20 protein-coding genes are annotated in these 18203 nt (G+C 39.1%); 2 read left to right on the top strand and 18 right to left on the bottom strand.

The features are described 5' to 3' along the window. Positions 1 to 35 precede the first annotated feature (35 nt). From E0E02_RS01625 to E0E02_RS01585, 9 genes are all read right to left on the bottom strand, one after another. Positions 36 to 620 carry a uracil-DNA glycosylase family protein gene (locus tag E0E02_RS01625; protein WP_039697082.1) on the bottom strand — a complete coding sequence of 195 codons (585 nt, stop codon included), beginning with the start codon at positions 618 to 620 and terminating at the stop codon, positions 36 to 38. 70 nt (positions 621 to 690) lie between these two features. Next, positions 691 to 2097, bottom strand: a complete 1407-nt coding sequence (gene pepV / locus E0E02_RS01620; RefSeq protein ID WP_133017657.1) for a dipeptidase PepV — start codon at positions 2095 to 2097, stop codon at positions 691 to 693. Positions 2098 to 2259: 162 nt separating this feature from the next. After that, positions 2260 to 2862, bottom strand: a complete 603-nt coding sequence (locus E0E02_RS01615; RefSeq protein WP_074625879.1) for a nitroreductase family protein — start codon at positions 2860 to 2862, stop codon at positions 2260 to 2262. Positions 2863 to 3004: 142 nt separating this feature from the next. Then, a complete protein-coding gene (locus E0E02_RS01610) occupies positions 3005 to 4723 on the bottom strand; it encodes a hypothetical protein (protein ID WP_133017656.1) in 1719 nt (572 codons plus the stop codon). Positions 4724 to 4837: 114 nt separating this feature from the next. Further along, positions 4838 to 5794, bottom strand: a complete 957-nt coding sequence (locus E0E02_RS01605; RefSeq protein WP_165937126.1) for a 2-dehydropantoate 2-reductase N-terminal domain-containing protein — start codon at positions 5792 to 5794, stop codon at positions 4838 to 4840. A 24-nt stretch (positions 5795 to 5818) separates the two neighbouring features. Next, positions 5819 to 6193 (bottom strand): ACT domain-containing protein, encoded by a 375-nt coding sequence (locus E0E02_RS01600; RefSeq protein WP_133017655.1) that lies wholly within the window; start codon positions 6191 to 6193, stop codon positions 5819 to 5821. Further along, positions 6180 to 7976, bottom strand: coding sequence for an excinuclease ABC subunit UvrC (gene uvrC, locus E0E02_RS01595; protein WP_133017654.1), 1797 nt, complete (start codon positions 7974 to 7976; stop codon positions 6180 to 6182). The genes E0E02_RS01600 and uvrC overlap by 14 nt, the downstream gene beginning before the upstream one ends. A 120-nt stretch (positions 7977 to 8096) precedes the next feature. Then, positions 8097 to 9473: an NAD-dependent succinate-semialdehyde dehydrogenase gene (locus E0E02_RS01590; RefSeq protein ID WP_133017653.1), complete on the bottom strand. Its 1377-nt coding sequence runs from the start codon at positions 9471 to 9473 to the stop codon at positions 8097 to 8099. 176 nt (positions 9474 to 9649) lie between these two features. After that, positions 9650 to 10678: a YeiH family protein gene (locus E0E02_RS01585; protein ID WP_133017652.1), complete on the bottom strand. Its 1029-nt coding sequence runs from the start codon at positions 10676 to 10678 to the stop codon at positions 9650 to 9652. Positions 10679 to 10781: 103 nt separating this feature from the next. Between E0E02_RS01585 and E0E02_RS01580 the strand changes: the two genes are divergently transcribed. Both E0E02_RS01580 and E0E02_RS01575 read left to right on the top strand, forming a co-directional pair. Beyond that, on the top strand, positions 10782 to 11648 hold the full coding sequence (locus E0E02_RS01580) for a LysR family transcriptional regulator (RefSeq protein ID WP_133017651.1): 867 nt from the start codon (positions 10782 to 10784) through the stop codon (positions 11646 to 11648). A 79-nt stretch (positions 11649 to 11727) separates the two neighbouring features. Next, complete coding sequence (locus tag E0E02_RS01575; RefSeq protein WP_074482065.1) at positions 11728 to 12399, top strand: Crp/Fnr family transcriptional regulator; 672 nt, start codon at positions 11728 to 11730, stop codon at positions 12397 to 12399. A gap of 40 nt (positions 12400 to 12439) precedes the next feature. Here the strand turns inward: E0E02_RS01575 and E0E02_RS01570 are convergent, their stop codons facing one another. From E0E02_RS01570 to nmlR, 9 genes are all read right to left on the bottom strand, one after another. Then, positions 12440 to 13126 (bottom strand): YjjG family noncanonical pyrimidine nucleotidase, encoded by a 687-nt coding sequence (locus E0E02_RS01570; RefSeq protein WP_133017650.1) that lies wholly within the window; start codon positions 13124 to 13126, stop codon positions 12440 to 12442. 10 nt (positions 13127 to 13136) lie between these two features. Further along, a complete protein-coding gene (locus E0E02_RS01565; RefSeq protein WP_074563462.1) occupies positions 13137 to 13466 on the bottom strand; it encodes a potassium channel family protein in 330 nt (109 codons plus the stop codon). Between the two features lie 83 nt (positions 13467 to 13549). Further along, on the bottom strand, positions 13550 to 14233 hold the full coding sequence (locus E0E02_RS01560) for an ABC transporter ATP-binding protein (protein ID WP_133017649.1): 684 nt from the start codon (positions 14231 to 14233) through the stop codon (positions 13550 to 13552). 9 nt (positions 14234 to 14242) lie between these two features. Then, complete coding sequence (locus tag E0E02_RS01555) at positions 14243 to 15295, bottom strand: FtsX-like permease family protein (protein WP_133017648.1); 1053 nt, start codon at positions 15293 to 15295, stop codon at positions 14243 to 14245. 152 nt (positions 15296 to 15447) lie between these two features. After that, positions 15448 to 15948: a YkgJ family cysteine cluster protein gene (locus E0E02_RS01550; RefSeq protein WP_021142109.1), complete on the bottom strand. Its 501-nt coding sequence runs from the start codon at positions 15946 to 15948 to the stop codon at positions 15448 to 15450. 80 nt (positions 15949 to 16028) lie between these two features. Further along, positions 16029 to 16892 (bottom strand): hypothetical protein, encoded by an 864-nt coding sequence (locus E0E02_RS01545; protein ID WP_133017683.1) that lies wholly within the window; start codon positions 16890 to 16892, stop codon positions 16029 to 16031. 129 nt (positions 16893 to 17021) lie between these two features. Beyond that, positions 17022 to 17447, bottom strand: coding sequence for a cupin domain-containing protein (locus E0E02_RS01540; RefSeq protein WP_133017647.1), 426 nt, complete (start codon positions 17445 to 17447; stop codon positions 17022 to 17024). A 15-nt stretch (positions 17448 to 17462) separates the two neighbouring features. Further along, positions 17463 to 17786 (bottom strand): carboxymuconolactone decarboxylase family protein, encoded by a 324-nt coding sequence (locus E0E02_RS01535; protein WP_132868780.1) that lies wholly within the window; start codon positions 17784 to 17786, stop codon positions 17463 to 17465. Between the two features lie 23 nt (positions 17787 to 17809). Further along, positions 17810 to 18202, bottom strand: a complete 393-nt coding sequence (nmlR, locus tag E0E02_RS01530) for a stress response transcriptional regulator NmlR (protein WP_133017646.1) — start codon at positions 18200 to 18202, stop codon at positions 17810 to 17812. Position 18203 lies beyond the last annotated feature (1 nt).

Here is an 18203-nt window from a genome sequence, read left to right as displayed (position 1 = left end):
AAAAACTCGCCAGACGATGGCGAGTTTTTTAGTACCTATTTTTCTAAAATAGCTTTGACACGCTTTTGAAGGTCTGGGATGACTTCTTCTTCAAACCATGGATTCTTGCGCTGCCAAATGTTATTTCGTGGCGATGGGTGCACCAATGGGAAAAATTCTGGTAAATAGTCTTTATAGTGTTTGACGGTATCCGTAAGCTTAGCTGAGGATTTTTGATGAAGATAATAACGCTGCGCATAAGAACCAACCAAAATATGCAACTCTATATTGGGTGCTAAAGCTAGGGTGCGCTTGTGCCATTTATCCGCAAAACCTTTTCGCGGCGCTAAATCACCTGATTTTCCCTTACCTGGAAAATAATAATCCATTGGTACAACCGCAAAAAGTCCAGAGTTATAAAATGTCTCACGGTCAACGCCTAACCATTTTCGTAAATTATCCCCACTCGGGTCATTCCAATAAAGTCCTGATTCTTGCGCTCGAATACCAGGAGCTTGCCCGACGATATTAATTCGAGCGGTTTTTGGAACGGTAAAAAGTGGCTTAATGCCTTGCTCGGTGTATGAGGCATTTTGCTCATCAGCCATAATATCTGCCACTAATTGTTCAAGGCTATCCATACAATCACTTCTTCCTAAAAAATAAAGAAGAGTCTTTTGCTAACGCAAAAGCCCTCTTCTTTTTTCTGTATTATTTGATCAATTCGTAAAGTGCTTCAGCGTAGATAGCAGCTGCGCGATAAAGATCTTCAACATCTGCGAATTCGTTTGCTTGGTGCATTGTGTTCACGTAGTCTGGGAACATTGCACCGAAGGCAACACCGCGTTTAAGAAGACGACCAAATGTACCACCACCGATAACTTGTTCGTAACCTTTCAAGCCAGTTTGTTTTTCGTAAACTGAAAGAAGTGTTGAAACCAATGGATCATCAGCTGGAACATAGTGTGGAGTGTGTTCGTGCTCTGACAATGTCACTGCTGTCACACCATCAAGTTTTTCAAGCTCAGCTTTGATTGTTTGAGCATCAGTACCTTGTGGGTAACGGAAGTTAAGTGTGATTGTGTTGTCATCTGAGTTGCGGTCAAATTTGAAGACACCAGCGTTCATGCTGAGGGCACCCATTTTAGCGTCTGTGTAAGCAACACCAAGGTTTTCACCAGCAAAGTCTTTGTGAAGAACGTTAGCTGTTGTGTCAAGGTAAACTTTAGCAGCACCGGCAAAGGCAAATTGATCCAAGAATTTAGCAAGGTAAGTTGCTGCATTAAGACCAAGTTCTGGAGTTGAACCGTGAGCTGATTTACCGATAACAGTTGCGCGGAAAGCGTCGCCTTCTTGAACAAGTTCTGCTTCAAGGTTTTCAGCAGCGGCAAAGGCAGCCAATTTTTCTTGAAGGTCAGCCAAAGTGCTGTCAGCTGTGAATACTGCAGTTGCTGATTCTGGAACCATGTTATCACGAAGACCAGCTTCAAAAGTATTTAAAGTGAAAGCACCGTTGTTTTCACCTGCGAAGTGAAGGTATTCAGTAATGTTACCTTTTTCACCATTGATGATTGGGAATTCAGCATCTGGAGAGAATCCAAAATCAGGATCTTTCAAGCCATTGTGTGCGAAATAGTATTCCATATCGCCCCAACCTGATTCTTCGTCAGTACCAACAATGAAACGAACACGTTTAGATACTGGCAAACCAAGGTCTTTGATGATTTTAAGAGCATAGTAACATGCCATTGTTGGACCTTTGTCATCTGAGGAACCACGCGCATAAAGACGACCGTCTTTAATAACTGGTTCGTAAGGGTCAGTTTCCCAACCGCTACCTGCAGGCACAACGTCTAAGTGAGCAAAGATACCAAGTACTTCGTCACCTTCACCAAATTCAAAGTCACCAGCGTAGTTGTCGATGTTACGAGTTTTGTAACCATCGCGTTCAGCCATTGCAAGGAAGTGTTCCAATGCTTTTGCTGGACCAGGTCCGAATGGGTGCTCTTTATCAGCTTTGCTGTCATCACGTTCAGAGTTGATGCGCAAAAGTGCAAAGAGGTCTTCCATCATGGCATCTTTACGTTTTTCAACTTCTGCTTTAAAGTCTACTGTCATTTCTTATAACTCCTCCATAAATGTAGCTTCTCTTTCACAGAAAAGCTACGTCATTTTATCTTTTGAGCCAACTTACCAATAGTAACTCATATTTTAAGATTTGTAAACCTAGTTTGGTAAATTCTTCACTAAGTTTTATGCATAAAGCTTAAAAAGTTCTGCTTATCGACGTTCGATTATTTCATCCACTGGCAAACGATAACTTGGTTCTGGTTTATCATCGCTGTAACCAACTGTTATCAAAAGTTCTGGACGGAAACGTTTGTCAATTCCTAGAATGTCATTTGGCAGAGATTTGTCAAAACCAAGAATAATATTTGATGAGATATCTTGGTCAGTCAAAGCTAGAACCAGATTCATCGCAACAATCCCAGCATTGAGTGCTAGGTATTCGCCTTTACGTTTGTCATCATATTCTGCATAACGTGCTGGCAAAGTTTCCATATAATATTCTAGCTTGGCATTGTCCAATGATTTGACACCAATGCGAGCAATCTTGCGAGAGCGTTGCACTAAATCAGTATCTGTAAAGAGTGCCACAACATATTGAGCTTCTTCAACTTGTTTTTTGTTAATGTCTGGGAGATGTTTAGCCAGTTCTGCTTTTTTCTCTTCAACAATCACAAATTTCCATGGTTGAATGTTATTAGCACTAGGTGCTAAGGTAGCAATTTCAATAGCAGTACGCAAATCTTTATAGTCTACGGGTTTGTCATTGAAAGTTTTGACGGCATGGCGCTTTTTGTTCAATTCTAGAAATTTCATAAGCGACCCTCCTTTTTTAATTCTATGCTCTTTTATTTTATCATTTTTTGGAAGAGTTTACAGCTATTTTGCACGGCTGCTGATCCAAAAATTAAGTCGACTTAAAAAGAAAAACCAGAACTTGCGTTCTGGTTATCAGTTATTATTTCATCGTTTTTTTCTTGATGAGGTAAGCTAGGGTTGCTAGCCATGAGAGGATGTTCACGACAATCAATGCCTTAAACCAAGTGCTGATGTGGTAGATAATGGTTAGCGTGTTTTTTCCTACTTTTTGCATCACGGTTGGTGTGCCAATACCAGACAAAGAATAATCCTTATCACTCAGTTTTTTGCCGTTAAGCGTCAACTCAGTATCCTTATACTTAACAGCTGGGATGATCGCCCAATCGCTGGTATCTGCATACCAAGTGAAGGTTAGCTCATTATCTCCTTGTGTTTTTTTGAATAAATCGGTATGCCCTAAGACAAATTCTTCATACAAGACGTATTTGTTTTCTTTGTTTGATTTGTCAGCAGGCAAGTAATCAGGCGTTGACTTTGACACAATATCCAGCAGTTTAAATTTATCTGAGTCGTAAAAGCTTGCTCGCACATCGGCAGGATTTCCCCAGATAAAGGTGTGCTTCTTACGTTGAATTGGGTATTTAGTATTGTAATACTCATCAATCTTTTCGCTCTGCAATTGTGATAACTGTGCTAGGCTTAAAACATTGATGACAATTAATCCGACAGTAACGATTTTTGACCATTTTTTATCAAAATAACGATCCAAAACCATAGCCGCTGCTAAAAGCAACAAGACAGTGGCTGGCACAAAGAAACGAAATGGAAATTGAATCAGATTAACCAGCGGAAGATTCAATTGGTTGACCGTATACCAAGGGAAAATACTGCTTGATAGCACCAAGAAAAGGAAAAATGCCCCTGTCACCACGCGCAGCAATTGATCAAAATGACGCCAGTGTCTAAATGAAAAGTACAGTTGATACAAAAGTACCAAAACAAGCGCCTTAGGCGTTAACAACCACTCGATACTGCGTTGGTTGACGGTCATAATGTACAATTTTGAATTGATGAATGGCTCAACCAAATTGTTGCTACGTCCAACATCAATCAAAGCTGCCCAGACATTTGCCGTTAGTAAAAGGCTTAGCAAGACTGCTTGGACACCCTTGAAAAAGACTTCTTTTTTCTCAGCAGATTTGAAAAATCCGTACAAGTAAAATGGCAAGTAGGCGACAATCAGCAAGAAACAGCTGAGCATATGCACCTGCATCATAACTGCCACTGCTACTGCCAAGCGCAGCACACCTACTTTTTTCGTTCTGATAAAGTCAACAGCTGGGATTAAACACCATGGCATAAAAGCTGCGCCCCAACTTGAGAAACCTTGTCTAAACGTCCAGTATTGAACCGAGAAGGTCATCATGTAAAAGACTGCTACTCCAAGGGCTATTTTCGGTTTAACAGAAGCTCTGCGATTCAAACGATACATCGAAAAGCCTGCAATCACACTCAACAAGAAACGTGACAAAAGCTGATAGGTATACCAGTTTTTGCTGATGAGTACCAAAATTCCTTGAAAATAAGCAAAATATGGGCCATATAAAGCATTAACAATTCGACCTGAACTGTAAAAGCCATACAGTGACATAAAATAACTAAAGTTACCTGTCTTAATTTGCATAGCTGTCTCGTAAAATCGATTATAGTGAAATAGGAAATCACTACCTGCGATAACACCACGAGACATTAATTGGGGAAGCAATAATAAGACAGCAACCAAGACAATCACAAGGCTTGGAAGCCATATGTGCTTTTGACTTAACTGAGAGAGGCCCTGCTTCATTTTTTTAAACATGCGTATCTCCTTAAAAATCCCTATCCATGTTAGCACAGTTTAAAATAGATTACAATCAGAAAAAGAAAGTTTCATGAAAGTTTTCTGTTCATGTATTTGCAATTTAATTACTAATTAATCTATTTTTGGTAACAATGCATTATAACAGTCGTAGAATATAGGAGCTTCTACATGACTTATTTGTCCACAATCATAAACAGATTTACAGACAAATAATAAATCCTCTGTATTTCCATGTAATGTCATTATTTTGCGTGTTAAAACATTCTTGGCAAACATTTTTTTCATTAAAGGAACAGAGATAAAGGTCGGTAACCAATAGGCTAATAATTCATTTCGATAGTATTTTAAAGTAACTCCACGTGCAGCAATAATGCCTGAAGTTTCACGAATAGCCACCACTGCTTGTTTCAAAATAGCAGATGAATTCATTAAATTTTCCGCAGAAGCACTTGGCTGATTAATATTTCCATATTTTCCTGCAACAGAGACTACAGCTGCATTAATTGCCATGTGAAGCCAAATCCATTCCAACATATCATATGGCTTTTCTAATGAAATCTGACAATCTGAAAATAATGTTTCAATATCTGAATAATTCGGAATTTCAGTTTTTTCCTCTTTTTCAATCATAAAATGGTCAAAAACACAAGCTTCTAAATGTGTCGAAGAACACTTACCACCAGCAACAGGATAACCCAACAGGTAATCATGTCCGCTCATAAGAGTGTCAAGTGATTCTCTATTTTCCCAAACACCACAGGCAAGAATAATTGTCCCTCTAATCTGAGAATTATCAAGGCTTTCAATAACATCCTCTATCCTACCAGATGGTACACTAACAAAAATAAAATCATAAACCTTTTGAGAACAATGCTTGACATCATAAGTATCTCTAACTTGATTTCCGTACTTATCCGTTCGTCCGTCAAGTAAGTCAACCTCTAACATTTCAATACTATTCTTATCACTATCTTCTCGGATAAAATGTTCTACTTCATGACCAGCTTTCTCAAAAAGATAAGCATACGTTGTCCCAATCACTCCCAAACCGACAACTAAAATTTTCATTTTTTCTCTCCTTAAATTCCCTATTTATAACTCTAAAATCGTGTATTTTGCCTCTTTTAACACTTGCAACGCTCTTTGAAAATCCGCTGTTTTCGTTAAAATGTAGTCTGTGTTATAAGTTGAAATAGCGAAAATACCAATATTATTTTCTGCTAAAAGACTTGAAATTTTCGATAAAATGCCAATCAAAGAAAAGTCTAAAACACCCTCAATACGAAAAGCTGACCAATGTTTATCAACTGTCAAAGCATTTTCAGGGATAAGCGCAATCGGACAAACAAGTGATTTTTCCTCATCTGTTGCCCCAGTAAAAACAAATGGATTTTCCATATTAACTTGCGAATAATCCTCAACTTGGCAGATTGCAAATTCTTCAGTAATCAGTTTAATGGTTAACATCCGCTTTCTCCTCAGCCAATTTTTCCTTAACAGCTACGGCGACGTTTCGTGGAATGCCACAATTGACGATGTCGTCCACGTCTGCTTTTTGAATATTTGGCAAGCTCTTGAAGTGTTTCATGAGTAATTGCTTGCGCTTTGGACCCAAGCCAGCAATGCCGTCCAGTTTTGATGAGAATGAATTTTTAGAGCGTAATTGACGGTGAAAAGTAATGGCAAATCGGTGAACTTCATCTTGAATACGCTGTAAGAGGAAAAATTCTTCAGAATTTCGTGGCAATTCGACCACTTCTAATGGGTCACCAAAGAGCAATTCGTGCGTTTGGTGCTTGTCATTTTTTTGCAGACCAGCGATTGGAATATCGAGTCCAAGTTTATTTTCAATGACATCACGCGCCACATTGACCTGACCTTGACCACCATCGATGATAATCAAATCTGGTGGTGTCAATCCATCTTTCATCACGCGACTGTATCTGCGATAAATAACTTCACGCATGCTGGCGTAATCATCTGGCCCAACAACGGTTTTAATCTTAAATTTGCGGTAATCTTTCTTACTTGGTTTTCCATTAACAAAAACAACCATCCCCGCAACTGGGCTTGTCCCTTGAATATTTGAGTTATCAAAAGCCTCAATGCGCACGGGTTTTGGAATATTGAGCAGCTCACCGATGTTTTCAATAGCACCGTGCGTCTTACGAATGTCTTTTTCTAGCAAATCAAATTTTTGTTGTAGACTGACACGCGCATTTTTTATGGCTAGATTGACCAGCTGTTTCTTCTCACCACGTTGTGGTTTGATGACTTTGGTATCAACAACTGCTTTAACTAATTCTTCGTCAATGTCCTGAGGAATAAAGACTTCTTTTGGCACAAAATGCTTGCTGTCGCGGTAAAATTGTCCGACGTAAGTCAAGAAATCCTCTTCTGGGTCATTGTAGTAAGGAAACATGTTGACATCACGTTGAATGAGTTTTCCTTGGCGAACAAAGAATACCTGAACACACATCCAACCTTTGTCGACATAATAACCAAAAATATCACGGTCCATCATATCTTGGTTCATGACACGTTGCTTAGTACGAAGTGTTGAGATAGCTTGCAATAAATCACGGTATTCTGCCGCACGTTCAAATTCCATCATGTCTGACGCTTTTTGCATTTTGTCTTTCAAGCCATCGACGATTTTATTGTCTTTGCCATCAAGAAAATTCTTGACATCTTGTGCCATATTCACAAAGTAGTCGTGATCTACATGACAGATGGTATGAGCTTTACATTGACCCAAATGATAATAAAAACAAACCTTGTTAGCAGGATTTGTACATTTTTTAAATGGGAAAATGCGGTCTAGCAGACGTTTGATTTCTGTCGCAGCACCAGAATCTGGGTATGGTCCAAAATACATGGCACCATCTTTTTTGATTTGACGGGTGATCATCAAACGTGGGTACTGTTCATTCACAGTAATTTTGATAAATGGGTAAGATTTGTCATCTTTTAGCTTGATGTTATACTTTGGCATGTTTTCTTGAATCAGATTGATTTCAAGAAGAAGGGCTTCTGTATTTGACCCTGTGACGATGTATTCAAAATCTTCAATTTCAGAAACCAAGAGTTCAGTCTTGGTATTGTGGCTGCCGTGAAAGTAGCTACGCACACGATTCTTGAGATTTTTAGCCTTTCCGACATAGATAATTTTGCCGTTTTTATCTTTATGGATATAGCAACCAGGGCTATCTGGCAGCAATTCCAATTTATGTTTAATCAGTTCATTCATGGTTTTATTATAGCAAAAAGGCTGCGGCATTGCTTGTTAGGACTTTTAGGAAAAGAAAAACCACCTCCCGAGGCTCAGGTAGTGGTTTTCGTGTATGGGATTTAATAAAAGGAGAGCTGGTTAATCATTTGGGACAAAAACCAGGTGTTCGTTGACAAAAGCGTCAAAGCCAAGTTCGCTTAATTCGCGACCGTAGCCTGAGTTTTTAATGCCGCCAAATGGGATTTCTGGGTGTGAAGTCCAACCAGAATTGATAAATGACATACCAGTTTCAATCTTGGCTGCCACTTCTTTGGCGTGGTCAAGATTCTTAGAAAAGATAGTCCCACCAAGACCATAGCTTGAGTCGTTTGCAAGCTCAATGGCTTCTGCTTCGGTGTCCACTTTGTAAATTGAAGCAACTGGACCAAAGATTTCTTGGTTATAAATTGGATTTTCTTTGGTAATATTTGTTAAAACGGTTGGCATGACAAAGTTTCCTGGGTGGTCAATTGGTTCATCACCGTAAACGACTGTCGCACCATTTTCCTTGGCTAGCTTGATTTGATCAAGAACTTCCTCTTTTGCAGCGGCTGAAGACAATGGTGCGAGAGTTGTCGCTGGATTCATTGGGTCACCCCATTTCGCTGACTTAAAGTGTTTAACCACCATATCGACAAATTTGTCGTAATTTTCTTGTCCGACAACGATAAAGCGTTTTGATGACGTACAAACTTGACCAGCATTGTAAAGACGAGCAAAGAAGACTGTCTTATCAAGCAAGTCAAAATCAGCATCTTCTAGGATAATAAAGGCATCATTACCACCAAGTTCCATAGATGATTTTTTAAGATTAGCGCCTGCTTCTGCCGCAATTGAGGCACCTCCACGTTCAGAACCTGTTAAACAAACACCAACAACTCGTGGGTCTGCGATTGCTTTTGAGACTTGGTCGTAAGACAAGAAAAGATTCTTGAAAGCCCCAACTGGAGCTCCTGCTTCCAAGACCAAATCATCAAAAGCTTGAGCTGACGCTGGACAAATAGAAGCATGTTTCAAGATCATTGGATTTCCAATCATGAAATTTGGAGCAAAGACTCGCATGATTTGATAGAATGGGAAATTCCATGGTTCAACAGCTACCAATACACCAGTGGCTTGCTTAATGTAATAAGCATCACCATTGATATTTTCTAGCGGACGAGGTTTGAGAAATCCCTCAGCCTTGTCAGCGTAGTAATCCGCAATTTGAGCACAAAGTTCGACTTCGCCTTTAGCTTCCGTGAAAAGTTTTCCCATATCTTTTGTCATGACTTCAGCGTATTTATCAACGTCACGGCGAAGCAGGTCAGCAATCTTATGCAATTGTGCTTTTCGCTCTGCTAAGCCACCTTCAGCACGCCACTTCTTATAAAGCGCATGCCCATTTGCCAAAGCAGCTTCTAAGTCTGCATCAGTCGCATTATCAAAGCTTTTAAGAACTTCGTTTGTGTAAGGATAAGTTGTTTTGTATGCCATAATATCTCCCTTTCTTGCTTTTTTAGCTAATAGCTTCGCTATTTATTATGAGCTTTAAGCAAGTCCATATGAGTCCATTATAGCACTGTAGGAAACGTTTTCAAGAAATAAGTGCATTTCTCAAAAATAAAAAAACAATGCTTGAAAAATGCCAAACATTGTTTCTTTTTCACCTTTTACCAAATACCTAAAATATGCTGCATCAAAAGACTGACACAAGTAATGGCAATCCAACAAGCAGCACCTACACCGATAGCTTGACCACCTGTTTTTACTAATTTGACTGGATTTGTATTAAGTCCAATAGCCCCCATAGCCATGACGATAAAGAATTTTGATAGTACTTTAAGCTGGTCAAAAATCATTGTATCAAAGCCAAGAGCACTTGCAAATGTTGTGACAACTGAGGCTAGCAAGAAATAAAGCACAAACATCGGAAAGGCTCTTTTTAGACTGAACGTCTTCTCAGAAGCTCCGCCATTTTTCGACGCTTTATAAGCCTGATAAAATGACAAACCAAGCGTAATTGGAATAATAGCGAGCGTGCGTGTCAACTTAACAATGGTCGCCCCTTCAAGGGTATTCGAGTGATGAATGGCATCCCATGCCGCTGCAGTCGCTGTTACAGATGAAGTGTCATTGACAGCTGTCCCCGCAAAAAGAGCAAAACCATGATTCGTAAGACCAAGCATATCACCCAATGTTGGGAAAATAAGCGCTGCTAAAATGTTAAAGAGGAAGATAACTGAGATACTCTTAGCCACTTCTTCGTCTTTAGCTTTAATAACTGGCGCTGTCGCTGCAATAGCTGAACCACCACAAATCGATGAGCCAACGCCGACCAAGGTTGCTGTATTAACGTCTAACTTCAACCATTTTTGCAAGCAAAAGGCTACAATCAAAGACGTCGAGATTGTCGAGATGATAATCGGCAACGACTGTACACCAACTTTGACAACTTGCATCAAATTAAGTCCAAAACCCAGTAAAACAACTGCTGTTTGCAAAATGTATTTTGAAGTAAAGGCAATGCCTTTAGCTGTTTTATCGCGTTTCTGATAGAAACTTCCCACAAACATGCCCAGTAAAATAGCAAAGACTGGTGCACCGACCAAAGGAAAGGCTTGCCCTAAGAGCCAAGCTGGCACAGCTAAAATCGCGCAAAGAATCACTCCTGGCGCTTTTTTCTGAATTGTTAACATAATGAACTCCTTTTCACGTCACTCATTATAGCGTGCCCAATCTATAATGTAAAATTATGATTTATTATGATACAATAACAAATAATAATTGCAAAGGAGATTTGTCATGCTTGATTATCGTGTGTTTACTTTTATGAAAGTCTGCGAAACGCTTAATTTCACCCAAGCCGCAAAAGAACTGCATATCACTCAGCCTGCTGTCACTAAGCATATCAAAGCTTTGGAAACCGAATATCAAACCAAACTCTTTACATTTTCTGGTAAACAATGCCAGATAACACAAAGTGGCAAAGAACTGCTTGATTTGCTGACGACAATGGACACAGATATTAAGCATTTCAAGACACAGCTCAAGCAAGATTTGCAACCGCTAAATTTTGGGGCAACTTTGACCATTGGCGAGTATGTTTTGACTGATTCTTTAGTGGATATTTTGGCAAATCATCCAAACTTTCAAGTCAAAATGCTGGTGGACAATACCGAGACACTATTGAAAGCTATTGATAATGGGCAGATTGATTTTGCCTTGATTGAAGGTTTCTTTTCAAAAGAAAAGTATGATTTTCTGCCTTATCGCACAGAACCTTTTATCGCTGTCGCTTCTCCCGACTCACCCCTAGCAAGCGGTAGCTATTCTTTAGAAGACCTACTAGCCTATCCTATCATCGTTCGCGAGCAAGGGTCTGGAACACGTGAAATGCTTGAAATCACGCTCAAGGAAGCCAACCTGACTATTTCAGATTTTCGCAAAATCACCGAAATTGGCAGCCTCAATACCATTTGTGAGCTGGTCCAAAAAAATTTAGGGATTAGTTTTGTCTACCAAAGCGTGGTTCAAAAAGAAATTTCAACAGGCAAACTTAAAAAAATCACTTTGGATATTCCTGCCATGAGCCATGATTTTACCTTTATTTGGCGCAAAAATAGCCACTTCAAACATCATTATCAAGATGTTTTTAAGCTCTTCTTCTAATTTTTTAGCTTGATAAAAACGCTTTTTTAACGTAAACTATATAGTTATATAGCCTATGTTAATTTTAGAAAGGGCAATTATGCACTCTACACTAGATATTACAGAACTTTATCAATACGGCGAACGTGTGACCTTTAAAAAGGGAGATAATCTCGCACAATCCGTCGCTGGCGAAACAAGCGGTGATATTTATATCCTATCTTCAGGCATTTGTGCTCTTTCATCTATTTCTTGCGATGGTAGAGAAACAACCTACCTTTACTTTAAAAAGCAACAATTTGTCGGCTTCGTGCCATTGATGAACACGCTACATTTGAACTATTACGGGAAAAAATCGTTTTCAATTGTTGCTAAAACGCCTTGCGTGGCTTACCGCATTTCTAATCGTCAATTTCAAGAATTGTTAGGCTTTCCTTCAGTTGTTAGCCTGATGTTAAATACATTGACAGAAAATCATATTTATCTCATGGAACATTTTCACAGTAGTAAAAATGAACCCGCTTTGGTCCAATTTTGCCGCTTCTTACTTGATCAGGCTGAACCGTGTGAAGCTGGTAATCTAGCCTTAAACACATTCTTTACCTATCAAGAAATCGCCTGCTACCTAGGCATGCACTCAGTAACCATTGCACGAATGGTAAAAGCACTTCGCGCTGAAGAAATGATTGAAAAAACAGGCCATCAGATTCATATTATAAATCCTGATCAAATGGCAAAACTAATCACCGAAGAACGCAAAATCGACTATTAAAGATAAAAGCTAGAAGTTTCAAACTTCTAGCTTTTTGTTTTTATCGTAATAATTTTAACAATTCTTGATAGTTGTGGACGGTGTAGGTAGGGTTGGCTGCGGTGTGGTTGGCTTTTTTATCTGGGTTATACCAGACAGTATCGATGCCAGCATTATTGCCACCTTGGATATCCGCCAGCAAATTATCACCAATCATCAGCGTTTTATCCTGATTAAATCGTGAAATGGCTCCAGAAATCGCATCATAAAAACCTTTATCTGGCTTTTGAAAACCAACTTCATCAGAGATAAAGACGTGTTCAAAATAATCTTTAATTCCTGAATTGGCCATACGACAAGTTTGAATCTTGGTAATGCCATTTGTTGCACCAAAAATGCGGTAACCTTCTTGATTTAGCTGGTCTAAAAGCTGATCTGCACCTGGAAGAATCTGACCTTGTTGGCTAAGAAAATCTTGATAGCGCATGGCAAAGGCATGACCATCAACCTCGTGCCCAAAATGGGCAAATAAACGAGAGAAACGCGTGTCAACTAACTCTTTCTTAGTAATCTTTTTCAGACTTAAATCATTCCAAAGTTTACGATTCATGGGAATATAAACTTCTTTATAAGTCTCAACATCACCCACACGCGCTTCTGTCAAAAGCTCTGTCAAAGCAACATCTTCTGCCGCGTTAAAATCAAGCAAAGTATGGTCCAAATCAAACAATAAATCACGATAAATCACAGGTCTTCTCTCACTTTCTTCTATCCAATTGACCCAATTTCTTAACAACAACAGCTAGAAAACTCCCCATAACCCCTAATCCGACGACTGAATACGCCATGGTAAAAATCTTTCCAGCCGCTGTGACGGGATAAATATCCCCGTAGCCAATCGTTGTTAAAGTTGTAAATGAAAAGTAAAGGGCATCTAAATAAGTAAAATGTTCTACGTGTGCATAAAAAAGTGTCCCACTAAGCAATAAAACAGCTGTGACACCAGCAATTCCTCTGGTTTCATCATCCTTAAAGAGTGACCATAAGACACGCAATGTCCGACGCATTTGCAAGAAAAAAGTAATCATGACGTCTCCTTTACTAACGACCCTTTTTTAAGTCAGTAAGATTTGACTTCATTATATCACACATCGCATCTCAAGACACATTACTACTGATAAGCAGCAATCTCTTCTTCTCGTAAAACGCCGTCTTCCATGACCAACAATCGGTCACAATAAGCAACTAAGCGTCTGTCGTGTGTAACCATTAAGACTGCTTTATTTTTTTCTTTAGCTTCATCGGCTAATATTTTGACAACTTCCATAGCTTTTTCGGTGTCTAAACTCGCTGTTGGTTCATCAGCCAAAATAATAGTCGGATCATTGTACAAAGCTCTGGCAATAGCCACTCGTTGCCTTTGTCCGCCTGAAATTTCCTCAGGGTATTTGTTTGCGATATCAGTGATGCCAAGCTGAGCAAAAAGACTATCAATCGACTCACGTTGCTTTTCCTTATCCACCTTATCAACCAAACGTAGCTGGTCTTTGATTTTTAAAAATGGCACTAAGTTTGAAGCTTGCAGAATAAATCCAATCTGGTCAAAACGCATTTTAGCGCGTTCTTTTTCTTTTTTCTGGCTAAATGATTGACCATTGAGTCTGACCTCACCTTGTGATGGGGATTGTAGCCCGCCAATAATGGTCAAAAAGGTACTTTTCCCAGAGCCTGATGGCCCAATAACTGCTACAAATTCTCCCTTATTAATGGTCAAATTGGTTTCTTTCAGAGCTTCAATTTGCTCTGAGCCATCTTTGAAATATTTTTTGATATTGATTAATTCAATTGCTGTCATAATTATCTCCTAACCGATTGCCTTTAAAGGGTCAACTTTGACAATGCTTACCACTGAGAAAAGGGCACCAAACACAGCGATAAGAATCATCAGTACGCTGATGCCTGCAAAGAAAATGGGATTAATCTGGAAAGGCACACTAGTTGGCAACACTAAAGCGCTAGCCATTGTCACCAAAAGCCCTAACCCAACTGCCAAGAGTGCCAGAATGAAGGTCTGTGCGAAAACCATTCGTGACAGATAGCCGTTAGAAATGCCTTGAGCTTTTAAGACGCCAAAAATTTCTTTCTTCTGAAGGGTCAAAATGTAGATAAAAATCCCAATCACGATAGCAGCGATGACGATTAAAAAGCCAATCATGAAAAAAAAGGTCAGATTTTGAGCTTTATAACCTGGAAGATTCTCGATGAAGCTTGCTGTGGTCATGCTTTCAAGCCCTTTTGGAACTTGATTAACCTTGCCACGAACCACAAGGGCACTGATGGTAGCAGCTTGGCTATTATCACCGAGAATGCTTGTCAGTGTGTCCTTGCTCAGATACAAAACAGGTTGCACATTAAAGCTAGCCTTGTCCGTAAAACCAGTGATAGTCAACTTTTTGCCACTATCTCCAAGAGTAATCTCATCACCAATCTCTAGTTGATAAGCTTTTTTCAAACTACTATCTGCGACAACTTGTCCGGTTTTTGAGAAAATCTTTCCATCACTAAGCTTTGGGCGTAAGAATTCATCTGACTTAATGGCAAATAAATTGACATTCACCTTCGACTTATCATTAGCTTTTATGGTTGCTGAAGCTTGTGTCAATTCAGCAGTTTGGTCTGCCTTGACTTCATCTGCTAAGGCTGTAGAAAAGCGTGACAAACGTAAATTTTTATTAGCTTGTTCGCTTAAGATAATATGGTCAGCTTTCCAAGAATCAACCGCCGAGCGATTGGTCTGGGCTAAACCATTAGCCAAGCCCGTCAGGAAAAAGACCAAGTAAGCAATCAAGAAAATCACCCCAATCACTAATCCATAACGCAGCTTCGAGTGTTTCATTTCATTCCAGGCTAAAAACATAACTGCCCTCCTCTATTTCGAATACTGTAAGCTTACTATGATTTTCAGGTAAAGTACATTAATTTGATTGCAAATTTTACCGTTTTCATGAAAACCCAGACACAGCAAGGGATAGGAAAAAAGCACCTCAAAATGAGATGCTTTCTAAATCTTTATTTCCCTTCCAATCGTTCTTTGAGTTTTTCAACAAAGAGGTAGGCTGCTGGGCAGAAAAGGGTATTTTTAATGGTTAGATTATTGATTTGATAGATTTTTTTGCGGTCTGTGTGTGGAAATTCACGGCAAGCTTTCGGGCGCACGTCGTAAATGGTACAAAGGTTGTCATCGCCTAAAAATGGACAAGGCATTGATTGAAAGACTTTGTCGCCGTCTTCATCAACACGAAGGTACATGTCTTCAAATACGCCAAGTTTCATGCGAAAGACTTTTGAGATACGCGTGATGTCAGCCTCGGTAAAGAGCGGACCTAAGCTTTTACAGCAGTTAGCACATTTGGTGCAATCAATCTCGTTGAAAACTTCTGTGTGAATTTCTTGAGTGATTTTATCAAGATTTTTAGGAGCTTTTTTCTTGAGTGTTGCTAAAAATTTGCGGTGTTCTTTTTGTTTTTGTTGAGCTAGTTCATGATAACGTTCAATGTCAATATCTGTCATTTTCATACTTTCTAATATTGTTTTCAGTCAGAAAATATTATAGCACAAATAAAAAGAGGACTCAAAAACCTCTTTGATTATCAGCGCAGCTTTAGCAAAGCCACACGTTCTTGCTCTTTGATTTCTTCGATGAATCTATGGTACTCAGTTTCTGCAGCTCTGCTATTTTGCCCAGCACCTTGAAAATCAATAAGCAAATGGTCAAGAAATACGGGATCTGTGCCCTTTTGCCTATAAATATTTCCTTGGAAAAAATATTTGCCAGTCTTTTTATCAATGGCAACTACAGATGAACGCCAGCGTGCTTTATAGCGGTTATCTGGTTTCCAGCTGATTTTTAACTGCTGACCAAGATAATACCAGCCCATCACTTGAAGGTTAATATTTTGCTTTCTTATCGGGTCTTTGTAAAAACACGACAGGGGATTTGCCTGATCTTCTTTTACTGAAAAAGGATGAAAATCTTGAATGCCTTGATAATCTTCATACGATAACAACTGCTCTTCTTGCCACTCACTATGAAAAATAGATGAATGAGCATCTCTAAAAGGATCATAAACATCATCATCAATTTTTTTCCCGTATGCAATCCAATCCATAGCTGCTTGATTATAATAAGTTATATAATCTTTTTGGTCATCTCGACTACTTGGCACCTGCAAAATCTGAATCGTCTCACGCGCCTTAATCGGAACAGACATCATGGCATTGTAAAGCATCGATGTCGTAAACACCTTAATACGTTTTAAATCCTTGCTATAGCCTTTTTCAGAGCGATTAAGGACATAAAAATCATCATCTTCTAGCTTGAAGACAATGACAAATTGTAAATTTTTTCGTTTCTGGTCTATTCTAAAAATCGGTGTGGCGTATTGAGTGTCGTTTTTAAAGAGTTTTAAAAACTTGCCAGCCTGCACCAATCTTGTGTGTTTCATTTGCATCATGATTTCTAGTTTAACATGGTCAAAAGAAATTGTCACGATAAGCAGTATCAAAAAACGCCCAAGCTGTTTCTTGGACGTTATTATTGGATGGATTGTTTTGGGTTTTAGGAGTAAAAGGTTAATTAGAATTTATAGGTTGTTATAATCTTCTTCGCTTACTGCTTCTAGCCAAGTGTTTGAGGTATTTTCACCTGGGACTTCTAGCGAAATATGGCTAAACCATGAGTCTTTCTTAGCACCGTGCCAGTGTTTTGTATTGGCTGGAATCACAATGACTTTACCCGGTTCAAGACTGACAGCTTTCTTACCTTCTTCTTGATACCAACCTTGACCTGCGGTACAAATCAGAATTTGACCACCGCCTTTGTCAGCCTTGTGAATGTGCCAGTGATTTCTACAACCCGGTTCAAAGGTCACATTTGCTAGAAAAAGTGGCGAATCCGCATCAACCAAGGGATTGAGGAAAGAATTGCCATCAAAATATTGTGCGTATGCGTCGTTTGCTTGCCCTTTTCCAAAGACATTTTCTCTATCAAAAAGTTCTTTATCTGTCATCGATTTCTCCCTCACTTAATCTTCGTTCCAAACTTCTTTTGCAAGATTGAAGACTGCCCAAGCTTTTGGCCAACCTGCGTAGAAAGCTACGTGTGTGATAACAGCAGCAATCTCAGCTTTGCTGACACCATTGTTCTTAGCATTTTGTAAATGATAAACAAGAGAACTGTCGGTGATACCAGATGACATAAGAGCTACAACTGTGATGATACAACGCGTCTTTAAGTCAATATCGTTATTATTCCAATTCTCACCAAAAAGCACGTCATCATTAAAATGCGCAAAATCTGGTGCAAATTCACCCAACTGGTCACGTCCTGCGGTTTGTTTAATTGTCATGTTAACTCCTATTTTCTAAATGTTTAATCAGCTGTTCCTTCTTCAAAAAGACTATCTTCTTTTTTCAAAATGATGTTTTTATAATTCTCAATTTTATAATCTAGTCGTTCTTTAGCAGCTTGCAGTTCAGCAATGCGGGAAATCAATTTTTCACGTTGTTCTTCTAAAATTTTCATTCGTGCTTTTTCCGTGCCTTCACCTTCTTCAACCAAACTCATGTATTCAATCAAAGATTCTACGCTCATACCAGCACTTCTAAAACAACGAATAAATTCAAGAGCAGCAATATCTTTTTCAGAAAAATCCCTGACACCAGATTTATTTCGGCGCACTCGTGGCAACAAGCCAATACGCTCATAATAGCGGATCGTATCTGCTGAAACGCCCGTTTGCTCACTGACTTTTTTGATATTCATA

It is taken from the genome of Streptococcus sp. KCJ4932 (assembly GCF_004352745.1).
Classification (GTDB): Bacteria; Bacillota; Bacilli; order Lactobacillales; family Streptococcaceae; genus Streptococcus; species Streptococcus ruminicola.
This window is presented reverse-complemented; position numbering and strand designations above follow the sequence as displayed.